Raw genomic sequence first — 839 nt, forward strand, 5'->3', positions numbered from 1 at the left:
CCGGCAGCTGGCGCAGCGTCGCTCGGTGCCCGAGACGACGGTGGGGAAGAAGTCCGCCAGCTCGGCGGCGTTCAGCACGGTGCGGGCGTTGCGCGAGGAGGAGACCACCGCCACGTCCAGCCCGGCATCCAACACCTGGTTCAAGAAGTCCAAGGACCCCTGGTAGGGGGCGATGCCCTCCCGTTCCAGGATGTCGATGAACACGTCGTTCTTCAGGTTCCCAGCGCGCACACGGTCTCAAACCCGGGCAGGTCCCGCCCGGTGCCGTGCGGCAGGCTGATGCCCCGCGAATCCAGCACCGCCTGCACCCCGTCGTAGCGCGGGCGCCCGTCAACCAGCGTGAAGTAATCATCCAGGGTGTAGGGCGCCGCCTCGGGGTGGCGGGCCGAGAGGAACCGGTCAAACAGCTCCTGCCAGCCTCGCGGTGCACCTGGGCGGTGGGGGTCAGCACCCCGTCCAGGTCGAAGAGCACGGCTTTGAAGTCACGGTGTCGGTACATCGGACGCGAAGAGTTCACAGGCAAAATCCTTTGGTGGAGGACAAACTGGCCGTCAGCCCCACGGTAGCAACATCGGGGCTTGCGGCGACATACTACGATGGAATACGTGGCTCACTGGATAGACGTGTGGAACAGCAATGAATGGCGTGAGGACACCGCCGCCTGGATCGATGCCGCGTGCGAGGCCTATGGCATCCAACGTGAGGGGGACGTGGACTTCTGGCCCGCCACCCTGCAGCAGATCAGCGCCCTGGTGCGCACCGACGCCGCCGATTTGATCTTCACCGCCACCGCCCCGGGCCTCACGGCCGAGGCGGCGATCACCGTGGCGGCCGGGCAG

1 protein-coding gene and 1 pseudogene are annotated in these 839 nt (G+C 66.9%); one reads left to right on the forward strand and one right to left on the reverse strand.

From position 1 onward, the window contains the following. Positions 1 to 231 (reverse strand): annotated as a pseudogene (locus JCM19049_RS16000) (haloacid dehalogenase); the annotation flags it as partial. A 374-nt stretch (positions 232 to 605) separates the two neighbouring features. On the opposite strand from JCM19049_RS16000, the gene JCM19049_RS16005 reads away from it, so the two are divergent. Further along, on the forward strand, positions 606 to 839 hold a 234-nt coding region (locus tag JCM19049_RS16005; RefSeq protein ID WP_279403416.1), incomplete at its 3' end, for a hypothetical protein.

Source organism: Arthrobacter sp. JCM 19049 (genome assembly GCF_001310435.1).